This window comes from Methylobacterium brachythecii (genome assembly GCF_014196345.1).
Taxonomy (GTDB): domain Bacteria; phylum Pseudomonadota; class Alphaproteobacteria; order Rhizobiales; family Beijerinckiaceae; genus Methylobacterium; species Methylobacterium brachythecii.
On record NZ_JACIDN010000008.1, the window covers coordinates 260,428 to 280,395 of the forward strand.

27 protein-coding genes and 1 pseudogene are annotated in these 19,968 nt (G+C 59.3%); 14 read left to right on the top strand and 14 right to left on the bottom strand.

Annotation, left to right across the window (positions count from 1 at the left end; all coding sequences use genetic code 11):
• The first annotated feature begins 65 nt into the window (after window positions 1-65).
• Window positions 66-713: a hypothetical protein gene (locus GGR33_RS20925; protein WP_183508852.1), complete on the top strand. Its 648-nt coding sequence runs from the start codon at window positions 66-68 to the stop codon at window positions 711-713.
• Here GGR33_RS20925 and GGR33_RS20930 read toward each other — a convergent pair.
• The 3 genes from GGR33_RS20930 to GGR33_RS20940 form a co-directional block, all read right to left on the bottom strand.
• A complete protein-coding gene (locus tag GGR33_RS20930; protein WP_246413333.1) occupies window positions 710-1,018 on the bottom strand; it encodes a hypothetical protein in 309 nt (102 codons plus the stop codon). The two genes, GGR33_RS20925 and GGR33_RS20930, sit on opposite strands and share 4 nt — an antisense overlap.
• Window positions 1,018-1,719, bottom strand: coding sequence for an SOS response-associated peptidase (locus tag GGR33_RS20935; RefSeq protein ID WP_246413335.1), 702 nt, complete (start codon window positions 1,717-1,719; stop codon window positions 1,018-1,020). Before GGR33_RS20935 ends, GGR33_RS20930 begins: the two co-directional genes overlap by 1 nt.
• 265 nt (window positions 1,720-1,984) lie before the next feature.
• A complete protein-coding gene (locus GGR33_RS20940; protein ID WP_183508854.1) occupies window positions 1,985-2,617 on the bottom strand; it encodes a hypothetical protein in 633 nt (210 codons plus the stop codon).
• On the opposite strand from GGR33_RS20940, the gene GGR33_RS20945 reads away from it, so the two are divergent.
• The 3 genes from GGR33_RS20945 (at window position 2,616) to GGR33_RS20955 (ending at window position 3,620) form a co-directional block, all read left to right on the top strand.
• Complete coding sequence (locus tag GGR33_RS20945; RefSeq protein WP_183508856.1) at window positions 2,616-2,903, top strand: DUF6894 family protein; 288 nt, start codon at window positions 2,616-2,618, stop codon at window positions 2,901-2,903. The two genes, GGR33_RS20940 and GGR33_RS20945, sit on opposite strands and share 2 nt — an antisense overlap.
• A 165-nt stretch (window positions 2,904-3,068) precedes the next feature.
• Window positions 3,069-3,323, top strand: coding sequence for a hypothetical protein (locus GGR33_RS20950; RefSeq protein ID WP_183508858.1), 255 nt, complete (start codon window positions 3,069-3,071; stop codon window positions 3,321-3,323).
• Between the two features lie 18 nt (window positions 3,324-3,341).
• The gene (locus tag GGR33_RS20955) at window positions 3,342-3,620 is read left to right on the top strand and encodes an adenylosuccinate synthase (RefSeq protein WP_183508860.1); all 279 of its coding nucleotides are present in this window, start codon (window positions 3,342-3,344) and stop codon (window positions 3,618-3,620) included.
• A gap of 307 nt (window positions 3,621-3,927) precedes the next feature.
• On the opposite strand, the gene GGR33_RS20960 is transcribed toward GGR33_RS20955, so the two are convergent.
• Window positions 3,928-4,197 carry a hypothetical protein gene (locus GGR33_RS20960; RefSeq protein ID WP_183508862.1) on the bottom strand — a complete coding sequence of 90 codons (270 nt, stop codon included), beginning with the start codon at window positions 4,195-4,197 and terminating at the stop codon, window positions 3,928-3,930.
• Window positions 4,198-4,754: 557 nt separating this feature from the next.
• Between GGR33_RS20960 and GGR33_RS20965 the strand changes: the two genes are divergently transcribed.
• Window positions 4,755-5,243 carry a Ros/MucR family transcriptional regulator gene (locus GGR33_RS20965; RefSeq protein WP_183508864.1) on the top strand — a complete coding sequence of 163 codons (489 nt, stop codon included), beginning with the start codon at window positions 4,755-4,757 and terminating at the stop codon, window positions 5,241-5,243.
• Between the two features lie 59 nt (window positions 5,244-5,302).
• On the opposite strand, the gene GGR33_RS20970 is transcribed toward GGR33_RS20965, so the two are convergent.
• Complete coding sequence (locus GGR33_RS20970) at window positions 5,303-5,884, bottom strand: SRPBCC family protein (protein ID WP_183508866.1); 582 nt, start codon at window positions 5,882-5,884, stop codon at window positions 5,303-5,305.
• Here GGR33_RS20970 and GGR33_RS20975 point away from each other — a divergent pair.
• From GGR33_RS20975 to GGR33_RS20985, 3 genes are all read left to right on the top strand, one after another.
• Window positions 5,883-6,440, top strand: a complete 558-nt coding sequence (locus tag GGR33_RS20975; protein ID WP_183508868.1) for a metallophosphoesterase — start codon at window positions 5,883-5,885, stop codon at window positions 6,438-6,440. The two genes, GGR33_RS20970 and GGR33_RS20975, sit on opposite strands and share 2 nt — an antisense overlap.
• Before the next feature lie 277 nt (window positions 6,441-6,717).
• Window positions 6,718-6,978, top strand: coding sequence for a hypothetical protein (locus tag GGR33_RS20980; protein ID WP_183508870.1), 261 nt, complete (start codon window positions 6,718-6,720; stop codon window positions 6,976-6,978).
• Window positions 6,979-7,109: 131 nt separating this feature from the next.
• Window positions 7,110-7,385, top strand: coding sequence for a hypothetical protein (locus GGR33_RS20985; protein WP_183508872.1), 276 nt, complete (start codon window positions 7,110-7,112; stop codon window positions 7,383-7,385).
• A 935-nt stretch (window positions 7,386-8,320) separates the two neighbouring features.
• Here GGR33_RS20985 and GGR33_RS20990 read toward each other — a convergent pair.
• The 4 genes from GGR33_RS20990 to GGR33_RS21000 all read right to left on the bottom strand — a co-directional run bounded on the left by GGR33_RS20990 (window position 8,321) and on the right by GGR33_RS21000 (window position 11,038).
• Window positions 8,321-8,566: a hypothetical protein gene (locus GGR33_RS20990; protein WP_183508979.1), complete on the bottom strand. Its 246-nt coding sequence runs from the start codon at window positions 8,564-8,566 to the stop codon at window positions 8,321-8,323.
• A 122-nt stretch (window positions 8,567-8,688) separates the two neighbouring features.
• Window positions 8,689-9,285, bottom strand: coding sequence for a phasin family protein (locus GGR33_RS20995; protein ID WP_183508874.1), 597 nt, complete (start codon window positions 9,283-9,285; stop codon window positions 8,689-8,691).
• A 1,013-nt stretch (window positions 9,286-10,298) separates the two neighbouring features.
• On the bottom strand, window positions 10,299-10,541 hold the full coding sequence (locus GGR33_RS26605; protein WP_425488806.1) for a DUF6894 family protein: 243 nt from the start codon (window positions 10,539-10,541) through the stop codon (window positions 10,299-10,301).
• A gap of 314 nt (window positions 10,542-10,855) precedes the next feature.
• Entirely contained in the window at window positions 10,856-11,038 is a 183-nt protein-coding gene (locus GGR33_RS21000; protein ID WP_183508876.1) for a hypothetical protein, read from the bottom strand.
• 1,328 nt (window positions 11,039-12,366) lie between these two features.
• Here GGR33_RS21000 and GGR33_RS21005 point away from each other — a divergent pair.
• The 3 genes from GGR33_RS21005 (at window position 12,367) to GGR33_RS21015 (ending at window position 14,069) form a co-directional block, all read left to right on the top strand.
• Window positions 12,367-12,648 (top strand): hypothetical protein, encoded by a 282-nt coding sequence (locus GGR33_RS21005; RefSeq protein ID WP_183508878.1) that lies wholly within the window; start codon window positions 12,367-12,369, stop codon window positions 12,646-12,648.
• Between the two features lie 14 nt (window positions 12,649-12,662).
• Window positions 12,663-12,938: a hypothetical protein gene (locus GGR33_RS21010; protein WP_183508880.1), complete on the top strand. Its 276-nt coding sequence runs from the start codon at window positions 12,663-12,665 to the stop codon at window positions 12,936-12,938.
• A gap of 951 nt (window positions 12,939-13,889) precedes the next feature.
• Entirely contained in the window at window positions 13,890-14,069 is a 180-nt protein-coding gene (locus GGR33_RS21015; protein WP_183508882.1) for a hypothetical protein, read from the top strand.
• A gap of 106 nt (window positions 14,070-14,175) precedes the next feature.
• Here the strand turns inward: GGR33_RS21015 and GGR33_RS21020 are convergent, their stop codons facing one another.
• The 4 genes from GGR33_RS21020 to GGR33_RS21035 form a co-directional block, all read right to left on the bottom strand.
• A complete protein-coding gene (locus tag GGR33_RS21020; RefSeq protein ID WP_183508884.1) occupies window positions 14,176-14,448 on the bottom strand; it encodes a DUF6894 family protein in 273 nt (90 codons plus the stop codon).
• 137 nt (window positions 14,449-14,585) lie between these two features.
• Window positions 14,586-14,786, bottom strand: a complete 201-nt coding sequence (locus GGR33_RS21025; protein ID WP_183508887.1) for a hypothetical protein — start codon at window positions 14,784-14,786, stop codon at window positions 14,586-14,588.
• A gap of 1,382 nt (window positions 14,787-16,168) precedes the next feature.
• Complete coding sequence (locus tag GGR33_RS21030) at window positions 16,169-16,906, bottom strand: hypothetical protein (RefSeq protein WP_183508889.1); 738 nt, start codon at window positions 16,904-16,906, stop codon at window positions 16,169-16,171.
• 196 nt (window positions 16,907-17,102) lie between these two features.
• Window positions 17,103-17,654 carry an HAD domain-containing protein gene (locus GGR33_RS21035; RefSeq protein ID WP_183508891.1) on the bottom strand — a complete coding sequence of 184 codons (552 nt, stop codon included), beginning with the start codon at window positions 17,652-17,654 and terminating at the stop codon, window positions 17,103-17,105.
• A gap of 592 nt (window positions 17,655-18,246) precedes the next feature.
• On the opposite strand from GGR33_RS21035, the pseudogene GGR33_RS26055 reads away from it, so the two are divergent.
• Window positions 18,247-18,432, top strand: a pseudogene (locus tag GGR33_RS26055) (NAD-dependent dehydratase); the annotation flags it as partial.
• A 272-nt stretch (window positions 18,433-18,704) separates the two neighbouring features.
• Here the strand turns inward: GGR33_RS26055 and GGR33_RS21045 are convergent.
• Window positions 18,705-19,271: a fasciclin domain-containing protein gene (locus GGR33_RS21045; protein WP_183508896.1), complete on the bottom strand. Its 567-nt coding sequence runs from the start codon at window positions 19,269-19,271 to the stop codon at window positions 18,705-18,707.
• 278 nt (window positions 19,272-19,549) lie between these two features.
• On the opposite strand from GGR33_RS21045, the gene GGR33_RS21050 reads away from it, so the two are divergent.
• Together GGR33_RS21050 and GGR33_RS25760 are read left to right on the top strand one after the other, a co-directional pair.
• The gene (locus GGR33_RS21050; protein WP_210302139.1) at window positions 19,550-19,771 is read left to right on the top strand and encodes a hypothetical protein; all 222 of its coding nucleotides are present in this window, start codon (window positions 19,550-19,552) and stop codon (window positions 19,769-19,771) included.
• A 13-nt stretch (window positions 19,772-19,784) separates the two neighbouring features.
• Window positions 19,785-19,968, top strand: a 184-nt coding sequence (locus tag GGR33_RS25760) for a hypothetical protein (protein ID WP_210302127.1), incomplete at its 3' end; no start/stop codon positions are given.

Consider the following 19,968-nt stretch of genomic DNA (forward strand, 5'->3'; position numbering starts at 1 on the left):
CCCTCATTGCAGATCGCTTAGGTTAACGGTTTATTAGCTCGTGAATGTAATCACGGGCCCTTGTGATGCAAGAAACAATACGACTTGATTGCAAGTCATCGAATAAAAAGCGTGAACGCATCAAATTCAAGCGGGCAATGCCGTTCTCAGACACTGCGGATTTTCTTTCTCGCCTCCAGATGCATGATCGCCGCGTGCGATCGGGGGAGGAAAAATCCTTGAAGATACTTTCAGATCAACTCAGAAAAGCGCGGGCGGCCGAACTGCGCGCACCTGTGGCCTGGATCAGGGCTCGCGGGCTGTTGTTCGATGCCGTCCGTGAGGTCGATGCGATGCTCGCGCCTCTGAGCCTCGGGCTCAGCATGGCGGACGATGTCACCAGCCCCGATCTCACCGGGGCCGTCGAAGTTCGCCTCTACCGAATGGGGGGCGGGCTCCCACGGTCGATGCTCGACATCACGGTGGACCTGGACGGCCACCACCGGACGCGGGTGTTCGACACACGGTTTCCCGTGCAGGTCCAGCTACCTTCAGTCGCGAGAGTGACGCAGGAGCAGTACCGCGCGGCGCTGATGGCTTTCGTTCACGACGTGATGCGGACCACCGAGCCACGGCAAGCCCAACAATGCCCACACTGTGCGCAGCCGACGCTATCGCTGTACCGGGTCGGCAGCATCTCCTTCGACGACGACGAAGAACCCGAAAGTACCTAGTTGCCGTACCGATCGGCGGTCTTCACGCCGATCTCACGGCCCTCCAGGCGCCCGATCTCCCTTGCTACGCGCGACCAGTATCTGTCGCCCTCTCCGAAGCCCACGCTGCGGGCGTTTCGGGCGCGACGACGGGCCTCTTGGTAGGCGAGGCCACCGTGCTCCGCGATGAGTTCCTGGGCGCTTTTCGCTGCCGTCCGCTTCGTTCGTCCGCGCCCGAGCAGACGGCGAAAGATGCGCCAAGCCAGCCCAGTGCGAGGGGCCGCCGGGTCATCGGCCGCCCGGTTTGACGCTACGACCGGAAGCACTACGCCGCATCCTTTTCGATCAGGCGCGGGTCGTCGTCGTTTCCGACCTTGTTGACCCGCTTCGAAACCGGGACTTCCTTTAGCGCGCTCTCCTTGGCGGGCTGAAGGATTTCGGTGCCGGCCGATCCATCGAGCCACGCATCGATCTGTTTGCCGTCCAGGATTACCGGCATGCGATCGTGATAGGGCTCCATCCAGTCTGACGGCTCGGTCACGATCATAGTGCACGAGAGCAGTTCTTCCCCGTCAGGATCGGTCCAGCGATCCCACAGCCCGGCGAGCGCCAGCACCGGCGCATCGTCGGCCGCGGTGAACAGATGCGGCTGCCGGTCCTTCTTCTCGCCGGTCCACTCATAGAAGCCGCTCGCCGGGATGATGCAGCGTCGCTTCTTGAAGGCGTCGCGGAACATGGGTTTTTCGGCCACCGTCTCGGCGCGGGCATTGAAGGTCGCTGGCACCTCCTTGAGGGGTTTCTTCCACCAGATCGGGACCAATCCCCAGCGCATAGGGGCAATCGTGCGTCCCTCCTCGCCCTGGCGAACCGCCTCCACCATCGTCGTCGGCGCGATGTTGTAGCGGGCGCGAAGGTTTCGGCGCGGGCCGATGATGCTCATCGCCTCGTGGACCTCGGCCCAGGTGGGATATTGGGTGAAGCGTCCGCACATGCCGGTAGTTTGCCTCCGGTCGGGATCGAACACCATGGATCGCGCTGCGGCCATCCACGATTGATGCCGGAGGAGAGCGCCATAGCCGCGAGCACAATAAAACTCACCCCAGAGATCCCGAATGGGATCGCCCGCTACATTGCGGCTCACGAGGGCAGCAGAGCCCGAACGAGATGGACAACGCGATCCTGGTACTGGCTAACGCAGGCGGCCACCCTTAAGTCGGTCGCGTGCTGGCCTGAGGTCGCAGCCAAAAGCGAGTGCGAGCAGTAAGGGCCGGGATCAAACGGCCAGCGGGCAATCACCCCGGGTAGGCAAAGTAAGCTCTACGCAGGTTTTCCGCCCACCGCTTCGGAAGTACCTTTTTGATCGTTTGCCCGTCTTTCTTGTCGGATCCTGCGCCGGCCGGATTGAAGACATCTGACACGTCCGTGTGATCATGTTCATCTACGCCCTCGCGATAAGGAAGCGTTGTATGAATGAGTTCATGAACCAGTGTCGTTCTCGTCCGATTTAGAATTTTTGTCGAGAGGATGCAGTACGGAGGCCAGCCAACATCGCCGTTTGCATTGACGTTTCCCGTCTTGAACGTCTCTCCAAAAATATTATCGTCTTCCATAACTCCAAATATTATTGGAATACCCACACCGACTGGGAGGGCCTGATGACATTTATATCGGACGGCGCCGGGCTCGCCTGCACGCGAGTTTATAGGGCCTTGATGAGGAATACCGATTGGATCGCCCGCCGGAAAGCTAAGTTTCATGTTGTGCGGTTTGAGCAAATCGTTTCCGCCATCGATAAGTGGCTGGTAGAGCTTCTTCCAATCAGCGTCCGTCGTCTTGAAAAAGACGAGCTTCAGTAGCGTGGGCTTGCCTACCATCGTTATTACACCCTTGCTTGCGAAGCGATGACTCTCTCGGAGGTCAGCCATGCCGCTTTACCGAATTCACATCACGTCGAATGACGGAGCAATTGACAATCTCGATGAGGAGGGCGTCGAGCTAACAGGAGTTGGCGAGGCTCGAGCGCTCGTCGTCGAGACGTTGCTCAAAGCTGCCCAGGAGCGGATACCCGCCGGACAGACACGCATCGTGATGGTGCGAGCCTATAATGAGGTCGGACAGGCCATCTACGGCGACGAGGTGGTGCTAAATGGCCCCGCTATCTCCGCGGAGACGCGCGATCTGTGGCGGGCGATGGCAGCGATGAACGCTTGACCTACGGCTTGCGGCACCCCGACCGTGCCGAGCCGTCCTGTTGGCATTTCGTGGAGCGTGACGACGTGTACCTTGTTCTCCCACCGAGAAGAGAACATCTAGAGAACATGCGGGCGCTTGACGAACGGTTCAGGCCGCATCGCTTGGTGGAAATCAGGGGCCTTCGTGGCGATCAAGACGACGTATCTCCTCCAGACCTTCGTCATCAAACGGAAGCGGCTGGTGCCTGGGGACCGTGAGATGGCGCCGACCGAAAGTGGCGCGCAGAAAAAGGCTGAGGCGATGGCTAAGCGCATCCCCGGCACAGCCGCGATCCGGGTAATGGCCGATGACGAGACCGGTGAACTGGAGAGCGTGACGATCCTAGGCCAATTCGGAGAAGTGCCAGACGATTTCGCCGAGAGCCTGCAGGGCGGCTAGCCGCAGAGGAGAGCCGTTATGGCATTCAAGCCGAAATCAACCGCTGAGACCAAGGCGCGCGACCTCGGGGTGGCGCTCGCGCGGATTGCCGAGGCTGACGGCGGGTCAACCAATGTCAGCGTGGACCGGCTACGGATGGCCAACCCGCGTCTCACGCCACTGGCCATCGGACAGCTCGTACGCCGCGAGCGGGACACGGTCGAGGCGACGCTGGCCGAACGCGGTCTCACCCTCGTCGACTATGCGGATCAAGGGCCCGGGCGCGGCATGGAATTCGCGATCAACGCGGCCGCCTGAAGCTCTCTCGGCCCCGCGTCCCGATATAGTCGCGGAACGGCAGGGGAGCTGCAAATCCACCAGCGGATCGAGCCGATGCGCGACTTGGCTCGTCGGTGCGGGGTTTCTGCCGGAAGTTAAGATGGGCTCTGCCGGACAATCGCGCCGATGCGGTCGACGCTGTCGGGCGCCATCAGGACATCGACCAGGGCGGCGTCATTCCCGGCAAGCCAAGCGCGGTCCGCCACGTTGGCGGCCTGGGTCAGGAACGATACGCCCCCGATCGGGCTACCTTTAAGGCCTGCGCCGGCAACAGCATCTCGTCGGCTTATCTGTCGGCTGGCATCGCCTCAGCGACCCCTTCGAACACAGCCACGACCGCCCTCGCATTGGCCTCACGGATCGCCTCTACATCCGCCATTTCAGCGCCTGGAATGACGACATCGGTCATCTGATCGCTGAGGCTCCGCCCGAGCGCTCTTACACGCTCGGCCGACAGCCCACTCTGCCCGAAGACCAGCACCGCCATGGTCTGCACGAGCACGCGCTGAGCCGAGGCTTCGGCAAACCGTTCCACTGTTTCCTGACTGATCGCCATCAGCACCACCTATCCTAAGGCGCGGCCATGCCCGAACCAGCTTCCCCTTGGCAACCACACTGGATCATCCGAGCATCTCGTCCGTTGTTCATCGTGCCCTCGGACAGTCAGGATTGCCGCGATGCCGAACCGCCTGGCTCAGACCGAATCGACGCTTGCCACCACCGATCGCCTGTGGCGGGCTGAGATGAAGCGGCATTTTGGACCTGACGGCGTGCTACTCCACGGGTTCGGCCCTGACGCAAATGGGTTGGAAGGCACGCAGCTTCGAACAACACATGAGGCTCGCCAGCGCGCGATCGTCGAATGGCGGCACGAGCGACGCTCTTAGTCGTGCTTCTTTATCTCAGCCCTCCCGACTATTTTGGACGACGGGCGATCTGTAGCCGTTGATAGGAAAGCTTTAGGGATCAAAAATGTGCAATCCTCACACTCGCGTGGGGAATGGCCGGTTGGTTGTGAAAAGTATTTTTTCGGTGCATGGGCTTTTCATGGGGGATTGCTAGCTCATCTGAGCTTTTAGTTGAACTGACGGACAGTCTAAAAAGACGGACATTATGACCGCACAGACCACTGACGCGGTTTCGCTCGCGGCCAACATCGTTGCGGCATACATTTCGAACAACTCGCTTCCGGCTGGCGATTTGCCCGCGATGCTCGTGAACGTACACCGGGCAGTGGCCGCATTGACGGGAAGCGGAGCGACTGACTCTGCGGCCGCCGCACAGCCGGACGAGGTCGAGAAGCCGACGTCGGGTCAGGTGCGCAAGTCGATCACGCCCGACGCGATCATCAGCTTTATCGACGGCAAGGCCTACAAGACCATGAAGCGCCATCTTGGCACCCATGGCCTCGATCCGCACTCCTATCGCCAGCGCTACGGCCTGCCGAGCGACTATCCCATGGTTGCTCCGAACTACGCCGCGCAGCGCTCCGCGCTTGCCAAGTCGATTGGTCTTGGCCGTCCGGGCAATATGGCACCCATCGAAGAAGCGGCCGAAGGCGCATCACAGGCCCGCAAGCCGCGCGCCCGCAAGGCCGCTTGAGGCGCGCCCGCTAGGGCCAGTCACTGTCATACAGACCGTGATTGGCCGCGCTTAGTCGGCTATTTCGCCAATTCCTTAGCAATGCCAGCGAGCCCAGCGTCGTAGACCCCTTCGATGTCAGCCGTTGCCTCGGCATCGCTCATGCCGGCGGCGTCGAACGTCGCTGTCCAAACCACCGTTGAATTCGCCCCGGTGGGGTGCACAGAGATCGTTGCATTATAGGCCCGCACCGGAAGCGGTCCCTGCACGAAGGCGTAGCTATAACTCATCGCCTTCTCGTTGCGCTCTGTTTCAACCTCGACAATCGTCCCTAAGCCGCCCGCCGTCACAAGGCCCCGGACGGCAACTGTCTCGCCCTCCCCCTCGCTCGAATCCGACAGGATGCAGCGCTTCACTTGCGGGTGCCACATCGCGATTGCGCAGAAGCCGCCGACCATTGCCCAAACGGCGGCCGGAGAAGCTTCAATCTCACGGCTCCTCGAGACCTCCAACGCAGAAGCGCAATGCGAAAAAAGTACGGTCGTGGCCAGGGCCCAAATAAGCGGATGAAAGCAAATCGAAGCGGTTGGATGTCGCTGCGGCTTGTGATCGACGCCTCGGGCGACAATTCGGAACGGATCAGCGATCCCGTCAGGCTGCATGGCGACTTTCTTCACAGCAGACACGCACTTTGGCGATGCTACGCTCGTTCAGCGTCGCCGCAGCATGTTCGGTTCCGTTGAGGGCCATGATGAAGCTCTAATTGCTCGTTGGAACGACACGGTCGCGGAGGGAGACGCGATCTGGCACCTCGGCGATTTCGCTGCTGACGCGACCCGTGAGCACTGCGCTGCCGTGTTCCGCCGTCTCAATGGGATTAAGCGTCTCGTGCGCGGCAATCACGATACGAACCGCGTGTTGGAGCTTCCGTGGGCCGAGGTCCCGGTAGCGACCGCTCGGATTACCGTAACGGATGCCGACGGTCAGCCGAGGCGGCTATTCCTCTCCCACTACCCGCATCGGAGTTGGCCGGGTTTCTGGCGGGAGACGCGGCACCTGTACGGTCACACGCACGCCTTCCTGCCTGACACCAGCCGCTCATCCGACGTCGGAGTGGACGCCTGCGACTACCGGCCCGTCGACCTCGCTTTCATCATCGGGCGTCAAGCCAACGCAAAGCAGGCGCCGGAAGAAATGGCGCAGCGCGGCATACGCTAAACGGTGCTCTACGACGAAGACAATTGACAGTTATTTGGGAGGTGTTTTCCATGAGAGGTGCGCCACCGAACTAGAATGTCACGGCTTTGGCGAACAAGTTGCCCGGGCAACTCGGGATCGTGGCCAGCTAGGCGCATGATCGTTTCGACGAGTTCGCCCTGCCCTCGCGTGAGCGGCTGCCTCGGGCATGCAGCCACCGACCAGCTATTAAGGGTTCCGCTGTCGCACCGTCTGAACATGCGTTGGCTTGGATGGTTCGTCATGGAGGAGAACCTCCATGCACACCATGAAAATTGTTGCCGCTGGGCTGTGGCTCAGCGTGCTCTACACCAGCTTGGCCTGCGCGCAGAACGACGGAAACTTGGACGAAGGGATGGCCCAATCCACCCAGCGCACCACCCATACCGCTAAGCCTCAGCCTTCGCGATTGCGTAAACGCCATGGGACCTTGAAAATGAAAGATCCAACTGGCCGCATCAGGGGCGAGACGAGTGGAATTTCTATCAAAAGTATTTGTATCGGGTGCAATGCCCGGTGAACTATCTTGCTTCAGCGTTCTCTGTCCTTCGACCAACGTCATCTAGACGCGGCCGAGTTCAATCAGGAGCACCAAGGCCGCGGAGGACGCGTTGGGTCTTATTTCGTGAAGCCGAACTGAAGGCCGTCGTGATGCAATCCGCTACCACCACCATTGAAGCGGCCGCTAAAGCGATCAGCTCCATCCTAGACGCGCTGGAACGCGACCCAACAGATCCGGCTGCAGTAGCCCTCAGGGCCGCGCTTCGTAGGAAGGGTACCGAGATCGCCGAGGCCGGTGACGGCATCACCCTGCAGAACGTGCACGAGCTTGTCTGTGGCGTGGGTGACAACCGGAATGAGCGCCGAGCGGCCGAACTCGATGCGGCATGGAAAGGTATGCCGCAATGGTCAAGCGACGCAGCATGATGCGGTCCCTCACCACGAGCTTCGCGGCTCCGCCCCCGACCGTGCCTCAACCTGAAGCATCGTTCGCCCCAACTTGGCGTGAACTCGCCCCTACAGTCGCGGCGTTGATCGGCATGCTTGAGATCATGGAGACCTCACCGGCGAAGGGGCCGGCACAGAAGGCCCACCGGTCCACAATGCGCCGGCACGGCGCAGCTGCCGCTGCGGTTGGGGGCAGCGGGGCGATGGAAGAGGTCCTGCGGCAGGTTGCGGAGGCAGATACTTCGCGAGCCGAGCGGCGGTCTCAGCTCATCCGTGAGGCTTGGACTGGGCTTTCTGGATGGGGGGCATAGCCTCTTCAGCCGACGACACTGTTGGTCCGGCACCCAGTGCCGCCACTTACTGAACGGCTTCCTCACTTTGGTGACTGGTCAACGCGTTGGCACTGGCCGACTGACCGGATCCGAGACGCTTTCTCTCGATGTGCTTCCGCTACGTCCGTCAGACGGCTGAGCTAGCGCAACCAAGCCTACAAACAGGTCCAAGGCAAAGGCGGTTACTGGCAGCGGCGGCGTCATCGCCTTGAATTGACGGAAGCCACGAATCGCGACGCAGCCCGTGGCAAAGGTCGCAGCCAGTAGTATCGGGAGGCCGTTCGCGCTCACGGCAGCTTGCCAAGGCAGTGGGCCTATCGCGCGTCCGCTTTTTCCCCCGGCTGCTTCGATCGCCGAGCAGTCGCCGACCTGATACGATGACCTGTATCGTTTGGCGTCGTCCACGGACGATCGTATGCTGGCCCCGCGGGAGCTACGGTAGTTGGTTCTCTGCCCTGCTGATTTCGTGAGGGCTCCGCTCTTGGTCCTGCATCGGACCGGTGGCCATGAAGAGTGAGCCGATGACGACCACCCCGAGGAAGATGAGCGCGATTAGAGCGAGGAACGGGCGCGGCATAGCGATTAAGCCGCGGTCAGCCGCTTTGTATTAGTTGCGACGTGTTCGCGATATCGAGCAATCACTGTTTCTGGCGAGCCGCCGCCCATCAGTGTGGTGGCAGCTTCCATGCCAGCATGAACCTTTTCGATCACCATGGCCTGCATTTCGGCTCGGCCTTCGCGACCGCCCCAAGACAGACGAACAAGCCGTAGTTCGACGACCCGTTGCGATTCCAGGGCAAGCATTGAGAGCGAAAACGGATTGAACATAGATTTTTCCAATTTAAGCGATCGGCAGTCATCACCGCGCATGACAAGGGGGCGGTGAACACACCGCCCCGAGTATTGATTAAGCCAAGTGCACGCTACCAGTTCAACTGTAGCTGATGCTCTCAGCGTGGTTGCGAAGCGTTGGAGAAGGACTTGCTCGCTTCATCTGCGGCCCGGGTTGAAGCCTCCGCAATCACCTTGCTGTCTTCCATCATATGCTGAAGCCCGTCCCGCAAGAGATCGCTCTGGATTGTCATGGCTTCCTGAACCGAACTTGCGCGGGATAGCTTGGAAAACCCATCCAAATTGCGCTGGAATTGCTTCTGACCGATGTCAAGAAAGGTTCGCGACGCATCCTGGAAAGCTTGACTCAAAACAGTGCCGCACCGAGTCACTGCTTCGATGTTTTGCTTAGATTGAAGGGCGAACCGATCGCCATCCTTTCCTGAGAAGCCGAGCTTTTCCGAAAAGCGTCCGGCCGCCTCACGAGCCTGCTGAGACGCTGTTTCGACGCTGTTCTGTAAAAGATGTTGGGTTGTCTCAGCTGCCTTCTCGCGCAGGTCAGCGAGCTTGCTGGCACCTTCGCGCGCAACTTCGACGAATTGCTTACCCTGATCAGTGGCGCGCGACGCGCTTTCATCGATTTTCCCTTTCGAACTCTCGGAAGGAACAGCAGTGTTGCTTTGGCGTCCGTGGTCGTTACTATGATTGTTCGACATAGGAAGTCCTTCAATCTAAATGGCTATCGACAAAATAAAACAGATGATTCTATCCGCTTAAATTCGCCATCGAAACAATCTGCTAAATTGTTGCAGCGCGATATGGCGCTTGTATGAAATAAAACGCAAGAAATATATCTGAAAAATTATCAAATAATATTTCTATATGATTTGAGATATGAACTAGGAAGCGATTAAATTACTGCTTTTGTTGATTAATTCGAGGCTTTTCGAGCAGCGAAACAGCCCAGATTCATGCTGCACGATCGAAGACCAGCCAGTTCGCTGCCCATCAATCTCAGTCCTGACTTCCGAGGGAGCAGGAACCTTTCATGTGGTTCGCAATTGCGGTCATTAATGCGTCAAGGGTTTTATAATGGTGCGAGATGCCATTCAGGCGGCCAGTTGATTCAACCACAATCTCGAAATTTGTCCCCCGCCTCACCGTGCCCAGGCTACGGCCCAAGGGGTCTTTCAGCGTCCATAACCGCCCATCGGATCCTGTCGGTGAGAGAATGACGTCCACGGTTTGATAGCGCTCCCAAGCAGCATAAAGGATATGAATGTCGGGCTCAGCTGAGCGACGCTCAATTGTAACGTCTGTAAGCAAAAGTCGTTCTTTTTAAAATTAATGTTTTTCTTGAGAAATCTGATCCTGTTGACCTGTAGACCCTGTCTAGCGATTGTCGGGCGCGCGTGACATGATGGCAGGCATGACAGTCACATCGACCCGACTTCGAGTTTCGGTGGGCCAGACAGGGCAGCCGCTGTCGCCATGGTGCTGGTCAATTCATCGCTACGGCACCAAGGAGCCATTCATGCGGTCGACGGCCACGTTTTCGAGGCGATCGGAGGCTGAGGGCGCGGGTCGGGAAGCCATCGCCAAACTGCACCTCGACAAGCTTCGCGAAGAGCGCCAGGCTCGCCTTTAACGACCGGCACCCTTCAGCGGCCCCCGAAGCTTCACAGCTCGGCGGGTGCTTTTGCGGCCAGCTAGGCTGCAGACGAAATCCCTATGCCGGAGCGTCAATATTGAACGCCATACGGACTGTCATCACGACGGAGTCGGGTGCGTAGCGGATCACGACAACGACAGCGCCTCCATTACCGCCCACCATGCTGGGCCTCAGCGCGAATAATCCTGCGATCTGCACCGCTTCCATCTTCGCCGCTTCCAGATCAGGCAGCCTCTGTCCTAGACTGTCCGTGACGTGGATGCCGTCGTGGATGTCGAAAAGAAGTAAGCCACGCTGCAGCTCCGGCCGTCCGGCGGGAGCACGCGTCGCTCAGTCATCGACGTCAACGACGAGCCGATGATGTCTTGACTTAGGCGCAGATGCTCTCGATTTCTTCAAAGTATATTGGATTTCTGACCAACCTGAGACAAGCGCCTCGGCAACCTTCCTCTAAGACCGTCGAGCTGCATGCTGACAGCACCTCTCCAGGTCCGCGCCCGTAGGCGTTCGCTCGAGCTCGGCCCCGCCGCCCGATCTGCTCACGGGCTGGCGAGGCGTGTCCGATGTTCGCGGCGGAGTAGGCCACGACGACCCACTACGGCGCTACGCGCGTTCTAGAGCTGCTCCGGCCAGTTCGCGTTGGCAGCAACGAGCGGTCCGTCGTCGAGATCGCTCGGCGGTTCGCCGGGCGCTTCTTCGCCATCCGACTGGGGCTCGTCCTTGACCGGTTCGCGGCTCTCGTCTTCCGACTCCTGGATCGGCTCGTTCGTGTCGGGCTCGTCGGGAAGTCTGGACATCACGCACTCCGGTTCTTGGAGCAACGCAGCGCGCGTCGGAAAGGTGCCGTCGCTTGTCCGGGTATGGACGCCCTCATGACCCGCCGCGTCAAAGACGCCGGCAACGAGTTCGTGAAAGGAGGGGAGTGCGGCGACGCGAGAAATCATTCGGAAAATTGACCGCCGACAAATGGCAGCCGGTTTCGTTAAACGGGAGAGTGATCAATGCAGCGGCTGTCTGCGCCTGTCGTCCTATTCACGGCCGTCACATTGACGTCGCCCGCGCTCGCCAGAGGCACATATTTCGTTCCCGAGCCGGGTGATAATTCCCTCAAGTCGAAGTGCCGTTCGGAAGCTTCCATGATGGGCTACGGCGGCAAAAGCTTTACCGTGCACATGGAAGAAAATCGGGAGCTTCGGCGTCGGTATTTCCGGGATTGCATGCACCGCGGCGGCTGAAGCCGCTCTCCCCTCCCCGCCCGATCCCGCATAACCTGCGGCATGACTGACAAGGTCGGTGTTAAGCGCTTGTCAGACCAAGCGTGCTAGTCTGCGCCATGCGCATCTTTACCACTGCCCTCATCGTCACGCTTTTCGCTGGGCCGGCGCAGGCAGACCCGATCTCGGATGCACTGTTCGGACGGCCATTCTCCGAAGGTGTCGTGACAAGCGGTGCGTTCGGGTATTCGGGCGCTGATTACTACCGCGATGAAGTTGCAAGTAGACCGCGGGCTCTTCGAATTCCGGCGAACCGTGTGTCGGGCGCGAGCCGTCAACGGCAAGCCCACCCTGTTCATCCTGCGGCAAACTTCGCACCGGTTGTGGTACATCCCTACCGCCCATAACCTACAGCATGGCCGAATCCCCAGCCCGCCGCCGCACCGTGATCTTCGTGCTTCTCGCCAGCCTGTTCGTGGGAGCGAGCGTTTTGCCGATGGCTTCGTGACGGCACGGGCGATTGGGTTGTGGTGAAGGAGCCCTTCGGCCCGAATGATTCTCCAGCCGCCCAATTCGAGCGCTGGGAGAAAGCGAACCTGATCCCCGAGCGCTACACCCGTCCGACGAAGGTCAGACCTTTCCATCCGTATCGGGATGGTCCGGCTTGGGGGTTAGCGATCGTGGTTGTTGGTCTCGTTGGGTATTGGCCGGCCGGTATGTTGGGCTGGCGATGACGATCTAGCTGCGCGCCGCAGCGAGCCTGGATTGTCCATCAAACTAATCATCACCCATCCGGGGGATTGACATAATATATCTCCGTCGATCTGTGAAGATCGGGGAAGCATTGTTGCAATCAATTAGATTTTAATACTTACTCATTGCGTCCAGTGGCGTAAGTGAGTTGACGTAAAATGCCAGAACATTCGTCTTACCGCCTTAACAATCCCTCTGATGAAACACTAATTCATCTGACCAACGCTCTTCGAAGTTTGGATCGCTGGCGTGCTGCCATGCAGCCGATGTTCGATAAGGCCTTCAACGATCTCAAGGCCGAAGGCCATCTGTCGACAACATTCGCGGACGCACTCGACGATTTTGGAAATTATGTATTGTCGAAGGCGAGTGAAGTTAGAGCTGAACGTAAACGGCTTGGCATCGGCGTACCTAAGAAGCTTCCCCCGGCGAAATACTAGCGATGGAGCCGCCTATGCCCTCATCGCACATCAACCCAGCCGAGATTTCCGGGCCAGTCGCTGGAGATGCCACGTTTTATCTGGCGCTGCGCTCGCTGCCCATCTGGCAACACGCGCTCGTGCCGGCCTTGAGCGCGGCCGTGGACACGATGATTGAGAGCGGAGATCTGTCCGTCGCAACGGCCGAAGCGCTCGATGACCTTGGCCAGTTCTGCCAGAGGCTCGGAGCAGCAATCATCGACGAAAGAATCCGCCGCGGCCTCCCGATGCCATCGGGACCCGACGATTGACCTACGTCGCTTTGGTGCTGTTCAGCCTCAGGATCTGGTTTGCGACCTTGCTCCAGAACGGATCCTTTGGCTGACCGTAGCGCAGAGTGCTCCTGGCCAAGGTGCGAGCTGTCCCGTGGGCAGCCGCACCCAATTCGACTAGTAACCGCTGGGCTTCCGCCGCGATTGCCGCTCTCTGTCTGGATGGCAAGAGCACTGCGTTATTTCTCTTAGGTTGCGTTTGTGACATGAGCGTCGCGTTTAAATCACCTAGAATGTATCCTCATACATCCGCGTGGAGCACTGGGAAAGCTTCAAGGTCTATCCGTCGGCACCAATCGTCTCGCGCGCCACAATCACTTGCCCGCCGTCCGGCAAGGGCTGCGGCAGATCCTTAGCTTCAGATCAATCGGCGCGGAGAAGCTTAGCAATCAATAGGTCTGAGCTTGAGTGCTCATTTGCCAATTTCATTTGACGAGACCGAATTCAGTTAATCAGTTTATCGCTGGCGAAATGTGATTCGGAGGCGGGACAGCCATGGGGCTTCTTCTTTTTGTATTCTTTGTTGTCCCTTACTTTGGGCTGGCATTCTGGGTTTGGTGGGAGACAGTTGGCGTTGAAGGCGCTCGGAATGCGCTGCTTGGAACAGCGGCTCACAGGGCACCTTCGATCGATCCGCTCCATTGAACATAGCGCCCACTGGCTCCAAAAGCGCCTCCGAGGACGCTGCGGTGGGCGCTACTCCTTCGGCCCATCGCCTTTCTTGCCTCTGGCGACGATGTCCGCGTTGCCTGGGGCGGCCGTGAAGGTCATGCTGAGCTCCAATCCATGGGGTCGAGAGGTTCCAAGCGAGCGCCGAGGCGGCCAACACGCTGCTGTGGGGGGGATCGCGGGAGGCCGTGATCGCTCGATACCGTGAGCATGTAGCGGCGAACACGAAGCGTCTGTCAGCTGCCTAACTGATCCAAGATCATGCTTGCTGCCAACGACAATATGCCGGCGCCGATATCGTCCGGGATCGAAGCCTGGGGCGCAACGCCCGATGAGCAAAAGAGTCGCTTCGGCGAATTATGCGAAAACCTTCCGGCAGAAACATTTCAACTTTGCGATGCTGCGGTCGGCAAAATAAATGTAACAGATTTGACCGCATAACGAGCCCGCCGGCACGTGGGCGATTAGTCTAAGTTCTAGTGGCGCCCCCCGACAACTGCACTGCCGTTTGAAGTAAAAAGCACTCGCCGCTGAGCGTTGCCATCCGCTACTTTGGCGCTCTATCCGATAACGATGATGGTTTCGGCACCGCTGGTGCCTCGGTGATATTAAAATCGATACGGAACAGCACGAGGTCGGCGTCGTCAGTAACCTCTAGGCGCCACTCTTCTCCGAGCTTCACTTCCCGGCCCTCCTCCTTCAGCAGTTCACCGGCCATTCGAAGCGCTGTTCGACGGGCCGCGTCGTAGTCGGGCAATTCGGTGCCGTTGGGATCACGCGCAGTGAACCCGTCGTAGATGTGGAAATGGAACCGGGGCACGCGTTGCTCGTCGTTCGATGGGCGCCGGAGACCCATGCCCCCACCCGCCGACGCCCGATCTTGCCGGCCGGCGATAGGCGTCAATCGTAGTGACGGGGTGTGGTTCCTGAGGCGAAGGCGGCTAGCCGTCAATTCTCTCAGCGGGCGTATCCCATGCCGGTCAACGCACGAGCCCTCGCATCGCCCGCCATCTGGGCAGCCGCCTCAGTAATGAAGGAATTAATGGCGTGTTCCGAATGGCCCCCGCCTTCGGCGATGACGATCCAGCGGAAGCGTCCGGTGTTGATCGAACACGGGCGAACAAAGGCTTTGAATGTTCTGGTCTGCGGTTTGTCCATCTGGCACCATCGCATGCACCCGTGAACCTATTAAGGCGGCAGCTTTCGAGGCATCGACAGCGGATAGAAGCTGGAACGCAACCGCTCCGGTCGCTCCCATGCTAACCGTCGCGCGCGCTATTTCCCTGCATTTCTGAAGCCCTTAGCCCTGTATCGCCTTCTGGGTCTCCCGGTCCGACCGCGCTCGTCTCGCCTGTTGGACCAGGTGCTCCTGTTGTGCCGTTGGTTCCGGCAGTGCTTGCGGCACTCGTTGAGGACTTTGATCCGTGGGGGCCGGGCGGTCCGGTATATCCTTTTTCACCATTTAGCTTTGCAGTGGCAGAGACGCCCTAAGCATCCGTTTCACCCTTCGTATCTGCAGGGCTCGGGCTGCCCGTGACACCTGTCGGTCCAAATGGGTCAGCAGGGCTGCTTTGACCGATTGGCCCTTGCGATCCCTATGGACTTGTCGCGCCCGCCGCTCCGCGGTCTCCAAACAAGCCAATTGCGCGCGTAGAGCCGTTTTCGCTAGGCGAGCCAGGTGGTCCTTGTCGCCCGACATTGTCGTGTTCATCCCTCGCGTCAGATAGACTAACCGAGACCGAAGGCCATTGTTCAGTTTGCATGCCGAGGGTCCAAATCTCCCAGCATTCTGCGTGTCCTTAGCACCTCTGTCGAACGATCCAGGCAAGGACTTTTGATCTGACACCTATGCCGCTAGCGCGAGCTGCTACCCGCTCTATGTGGACGGAGTCGAAGCCCACTCCCACTCCTGCTTTTTGAGCAATCCATCGTGACCGGCTCCCAAGCAGACATTCGCAATTGGCTGCTCGCCGCTCTCCCGGCCGAGGACTTCGAGCTGCTGCACCCCTTGTTCGAGCGTGTGCCGCTAGCGCTCGGCAAGATCTTGGTTGCGGCGCACGACCCCATCCGTCACGGGAGCCTTGAATCATGCCGCTTCCGGACAAGCCAACTTTATGGGTCCGGAGCCTAAGACGAGGCCATGTTTGATGCCCATTCAGCTACGACGGGCCGCTTTTTTGAGGAAAACCTTTGCCTCTAAAAGTGCTTAGACTGTGCAGCTTTACTAGGCCGTCCATCCCAGCCAGCTCTCGTCGAACATCAGCTAGTGGAATTTGGCGTCAGAGATCGGATGGTCCGCGCGCCAACCAACGCGGTCGACCAACACTCAATGTCAATGACCCAAAAGCTGGCGGTTCACATCCGAACTCATATGAGTACCGATCCAGAGCAGCTCAATCATGCAAGACGCAGTGAAACTAGGATTTTAAGTTGAAAAATTTCGACCGAACGTCCGAAACGTCTTCCTCGATACTAGCATCGGCGAGGCGAATATCATCGCTCTGTCATGAAGTTCCTACAAAATCGCGGCGCCACCTCGATCAAGCGGCCACAGGTGTTCTACCCAACGCTTCGCCCACCGTACGACGCAGAGCATCCAGGCAGCGTGCCAGCAAGCGCGAGAGAGGGGAGCGCCATAGGCCGAATCCATCGTCGCAAAGCGGGTCGTTGACCACGGGACTCCCGTCTCGGCCGACAAGAACATTCCCGACGTTCGGATCGAGCCCACGCGGAGAGACTACACGCAAGGTGGCGACGTACGCCTCGTAATCGGGCCACGCGGCCCTAAAATCCTCTCGGATACCGTCGAAGCTCGCGTGATCGACGAAAGGCTCGTGCGCGGGCCATTGCGCCTTGAACCGGTCGCGGACGCCCTCGTCCATCTCGAAGCCAGGATGGTCTGCGATGACGGCGTGAGCATAGGCCAGCCACCAGACGTCGCGCGTCGGAGTCGTCAGGCGTGAGCCGACAGTCATCAACGCGCCGCAGGGGCTGACGTACAGGTCGTGGACACGCGGAGCATGCGGCCCGTCGGAGCCCGCAAATCCTTTGCGAAGCAGGGCCGCATAATCGCCGAATCCGTCGGCCTTGCGTGCGAAGCGAACGACGACGTTCGGGTGGTCCAGGTGAGCATGGACCGTGCCATGGTACCCGAAACCAATCTCGGTCCAACCTGTGGCGATGAGCGAGGCATAGGACTTTTCAGCCGACCGTTCCGCGATGCCCAAAGCGGCAAGTGAGGGATTCGACGTGCTCGCCTGATTCTTGAATCCAAACATCGCAGCCACTCCTTCCTGCCAGTCGACGTCCCGACGCGACGATCTCTCGGCCGCCGCACGCGTGCAGCAGCTTGGAGAAGCCGGACGGGCAGGTCCGGCAGAGGTCAGGGCGACCGTGTCGATGTCGGGAGCAGCATGACGATGTCGTCATCCCACTGTCATGGAATGATCGGTGTCTCGGGAAAGTTCAATAGCGTCAGGAGCGTAAATCAGCGGATGACGCAAATGCGTTGTCCTGACGCATCATGCGCCGGGCCGCGGCCATCCCCGCCAGGAGGGTGCGGGCTCGGATCCCGTCCGCTTCACAGAGCCCATGCTCTGCAACGGGCCGGACATGCCGTCCCGCATGGGCGGGACCGACCTCGACGTCGTCGAGGACGAGATAGTGCATGATGTGATTTCGGGTCGCGTGCTCGGCGATCTCTTCGCCGCGCCCCGCTTGCTCGGCGGGGTGCATCCCGCCCGTCTGCGCATCCCAGCTCGCGGGCAGAATGGCTGTACGCCAGTCGGCATGAAAGCAGTCCCCGGGTAGGCCGGCTTCGACGAGCGTCGGACGGCAATCGGCGATGCGCCATGTCGATGAAACGACGACCCGAGCATCGAACTCCCGTACCAAGGCGGCGACCAGGCTAACTCTGGCAGGATCAAGCACGTCCTTTCCTGCCTGCCGTTGATATCCGACCGTCGTCACAACGCCGTCCACGTCCAGGTAGACCGCGATCGGCCGTGCCAATCCATCTTCGTTCAATGGGCGCCCCGTTCCGCATAGCGACCCTGCATGTGCCGCTGCGCGCCGATAGCGCGCGGTTGCAGCCGCCCAGCGTCTGTTGAGTTCTTCATTTTGCTGCTTTCTTGCCCGCACTCGACGAGGAGCAACGAGACGGGCAATCGATCTTGACCCTTGCCATCAGGAGAGGCGAGTTGCGTGCCCAGCTCACCGAGGCGCTAAAACATTGCATCGAACTCGCTACACGTCGAAGTGCAAGAGGCTGATGCTTACCGCGACGCGAGGCTAAGCGGAGACTGAGGGGTTACGGCGCACGTGCGCGAAAACACGGGCGCAAGCTGACCCCTCTGCGCTATCTAGGCTGCGTGAATGCTACGTCCCCCTCGGTGCACCCGCGAGGCGACGTTAAACAACTGGATGGGCGCGAAACCGTCCAGCCATTTCGGTCAGGCGAACATCCACTCATCTGGCTTAGCCTCCCGACGGCAGACCGGCAAAGACTCACCTAATCCGGTCATCAAGCACTTGGAATTTATGTCCTTTGCTCGGAAGCGGACGTCGGACGATCGCGGCCCAGCCCGTGCCGGCGCTGCGGCCGACGATCCTCGCGCGCTTGGTCGAGACCAACCTGAACCGCCTTATCTCGCTTTAGCATACCGATGCCGACCTCGGCGGCCCCATCGAGGTGGTAACCGACATGGGCAAAAGCTGCCGCCTCGGCTTCCTCGACTATCAGCCGACAGACGATTTCTTTTTCGACCTGTTCCGGCATCTCGAGGCCGCGCACGTGATCCCGTAAGCCCACACCCAGCCACCCTGCATCTTTCTCTAGGAAGCGAGTCTGCGTCTCAAGCATTCGATCTCAAAATCAGCTATTCTACATTCGGCGAAACCATGCTGGCCTCCGCGCCCCTCTCAGTTGCATACGGTGAGCTCACGTATGCTTCTGATCTGACGTCACGACTTCGCGCAACGATGGTCGGGCGGCATATCTTGCGGACGCCCTAGACGAACAAGTTCCCCGGCGCTGTTGGCGCCGGGGAGAAGTTTGCAGATGGCCCGAGACGCGGATTACGGCTGCAAGACGCCATTGATGACGTGGATCACTCCGTTGGACTGCATGACGTTGGCGATCGTGACGGTTGCAGTGCCACCTTTGGCGTCAGATACGAAAACCTTCTTGCCCTTCGACTGGATCGTAAGGGGCTCACCCTCGACCGTCTTGAGCTGGCCTCTGCCGCCGCCATCTCTGGCGAGCTTCATGAGATCGCTGGCGGTATAGGTGCCCGCGACCACGTGGTAGGTCAGGATCTTGGTTAGCGTGGCCTTGCTTTCAGGCTTGACCAGCGTCTCGACCGTCCCGGCCGGGAGTTTGGCGAAGGCCGCATTCGTTGGCGCGAAGACAGTGAATGGGCCTGGTCCGTTGAGAGTATCGACGAGACCCGCCGCCTTGACAGCGGCGACGAGCGTCGTGTTGTCCTTCGAGTTAACGGCGTTCTCGACGATTGTCTTGTTCGCATACATCGGTGCGCCGCCGACCATGGGATTTCGCGCCATCGCCGTACCCATCAGGGCCAAGCTGAGGCCCAGGGAAACAACTGCTACGCGCGCGACAGACAAGCGATGATCTGAAGTCATTCGGATAAATTCCTTAAGCTGAAGCCAAAGTGGCGTCGACTTTCACTACGGTACCGAGGACGATAGAGTTTCAAAGAATTTGCGGCTCTAAAATAATACCACCATCAGTTTCGCAATGATCCGGCCTTCTAATTTGGAATTTTTCGGCCAAGAGCATGCAATCGGTGATTATGCCGCACCGTTCTACCGGAAATATTATGGTTTGAACGGAGTTGAGTTTTGACCGCAAATTCAGCGGCTCGGAGCAAGCCGTGTACAATCTCTTTTTCTCGACAGTGATGTTGGCTTTGGAAGCTCAGAAGGTCATCGAACAGCGGCTGGTACGCCTCGCCTGGGGAGGCGAAGATGGCGAGGCCGAGATGCAGTCGATGGTGGTCGAAAAGATCCACGCGAGCTTCGAGGCCACCAACACACTGTTATCAGGCGGCACGTTAGAGACGGTGATCGCTCGATATCGCGAACACGTCTCTGTTAACACAGAGCGTCTGTTGTCTCTTTGATTGATTCAAGTTTATGTCTATTGCGCATAACGATAATATTCCACCGACGACGCCATCCAAAATCGACATCATCACGCCTGATGCGCAAAAACAGCGGCTTCGCGATCTTTGCGAGACGCTGCCGGCTGAGGAAGTTGCTCAGCCGGATCCTCAAGACGTTCCTGAACGACCGTTCGAAAAACCAGATCCCTCGAAAA

Coding starts and splice junctions, on each gene's coding strand:
- GGR33_RS20925 (WP_183508852.1), top strand. CDS start 66: ATGCAAGAAACAATACGACTTGATTGCAAGTCATCGAATAAAAAGCGT.
- GGR33_RS20935 (WP_246413335.1), bottom strand. CDS start 1,719: ATGGTGTTCGATCCCGACCGGAGGCAAACTACCGGCATGTGCGGACGC.
- GGR33_RS20945 (WP_183508856.1), top strand. CDS start 2,616: ATGCCGCTTTACCGAATTCACATCACGTCGAATGACGGAGCAATTGAC.
- GGR33_RS20940 (WP_183508854.1), bottom strand. CDS start 2,617: ATGGCTGACCTCCGAGAGAGTCATCGCTTCGCAAGCAAGGGTGTAATA.
- GGR33_RS20955 (WP_183508860.1), top strand. CDS start 3,342: ATGGCATTCAAGCCGAAATCAACCGCTGAGACCAAGGCGCGCGACCTC.
- GGR33_RS20960 (WP_183508862.1), bottom strand. CDS start 4,197: ATGGCGATCAGTCAGGAAACAGTGGAACGGTTTGCCGAAGCCTCGGCT.
- GGR33_RS20965 (WP_183508864.1), top strand. CDS start 4,755: ATGACCGCACAGACCACTGACGCGGTTTCGCTCGCGGCCAACATCGTT.
- GGR33_RS20975 (WP_183508868.1), top strand. CDS start 5,883: ATGGCGACTTTCTTCACAGCAGACACGCACTTTGGCGATGCTACGCTC.
- GGR33_RS20970 (WP_183508866.1), bottom strand. CDS start 5,884: ATGCAGCCTGACGGGATCGCTGATCCGTTCCGAATTGTCGCCCGAGGC.
- GGR33_RS20980 (WP_183508870.1), top strand. CDS start 6,718: ATGCACACCATGAAAATTGTTGCCGCTGGGCTGTGGCTCAGCGTGCTC.
- GGR33_RS20985 (WP_183508872.1), top strand. CDS start 7,110: ATGCAATCCGCTACCACCACCATTGAAGCGGCCGCTAAAGCGATCAGC.
- GGR33_RS20990 (WP_183508979.1), bottom strand. CDS start 8,566: ATGTTCAATCCGTTTTCGCTCTCAATGCTTGCCCTGGAATCGCAACGG.
- GGR33_RS20995 (WP_183508874.1), bottom strand. CDS start 9,285: ATGTCGAACAATCATAGTAACGACCACGGACGCCAAAGCAACACTGCT.
- GGR33_RS21000 (WP_183508876.1), bottom strand. CDS start 11,038: ATGTCCAGACTTCCCGACGAGCCCGACACGAACGAGCCGATCCAGGAG.
- GGR33_RS21005 (WP_183508878.1), top strand. CDS start 12,367: ATGCCAGAACATTCGTCTTACCGCCTTAACAATCCCTCTGATGAAACA.
- GGR33_RS21010 (WP_183508880.1), top strand. CDS start 12,663: ATGCCCTCATCGCACATCAACCCAGCCGAGATTTCCGGGCCAGTCGCT.
- GGR33_RS21015 (WP_183508882.1), top strand. CDS start 13,890: ATGCTTGCTGCCAACGACAATATGCCGGCGCCGATATCGTCCGGGATC.
- GGR33_RS21025 (WP_183508887.1), bottom strand. CDS start 14,786: ATGGACAAACCGCAGACCAGAACATTCAAAGCCTTTGTTCGCCCGTGT.
- GGR33_RS21030 (WP_183508889.1), bottom strand. CDS start 16,906: ATGTTTGGATTCAAGAATCAGGCGAGCACGTCGAATCCCTCACTTGCC.
- GGR33_RS21045 (WP_183508896.1), bottom strand. CDS start 19,271: ATGACTTCAGATCATCGCTTGTCTGTCGCGCGCGTAGCAGTTGTTTCC.
- GGR33_RS21050 (WP_210302139.1), top strand. CDS start 19,550: ATGTTGGCTTTGGAAGCTCAGAAGGTCATCGAACAGCGGCTGGTACGC.